This is a genomic window from Arthrobacter sp. Soil_C_49 (genome assembly GCF_057656635.1).
The window spans coordinates 1-500 of the sequence record NZ_JBDGJZ010000032.1 but is presented as its reverse complement, the minus strand read 5'-3'; the positions used below and the strand labels follow the sequence as shown (position 1 = coordinate 500).

The window sequence follows — 500 nt, the reverse complement described above, 5'->3', positions numbered from 1 at the left end:
CACCAGGGCTCAGCCATCTGGAACCGCACCACCGCCATCGCCCGCGGCCTCCAAGGCCCCCACGAACCCCGCACCATCACCCAACTCCGCCCCGACATCGCCGCCACCCTGCTCCTCCGCGCCGGCCCAACCCTCACCCACACCACCGAACCCAGCACCAACGCACCCAGCACAGCACAAAACACCACAGGTCAGGGCAGCCCGGGTGAAGGCAGCGCGGTAAACAGCGAAGACGGCGACCAGGACACGATCGGGCTGGCCTCGCTGGCGCCGGCTGGCGTCCTTGACACCGCCGCCGGTACCGCCGCCACCGGCACCGCCGAGTACGAGAGTACCGCCGACCATGAGGCCCCCGGCGCCGCTGAGCAGCCAGCTACCGCCGGCAACGGGTACGCGGACCTCGGCAACGTCCCGGTACCCAAGGCGGACGTCCTGGTCACCGTGCCGGTACTCGCCCTATTCGACATCACGGACGAACCGGCAAACCTGGACGGCTACGG

1 pseudogene is annotated in these 500 nt (G+C 70.2%); it reads left to right on the top strand.

What is annotated here, in order from left to right:
* Nucleotides 1-500, top strand: a pseudogene (locus tag AC3A4Z_RS22585) (hypothetical protein); the annotation flags it as partial.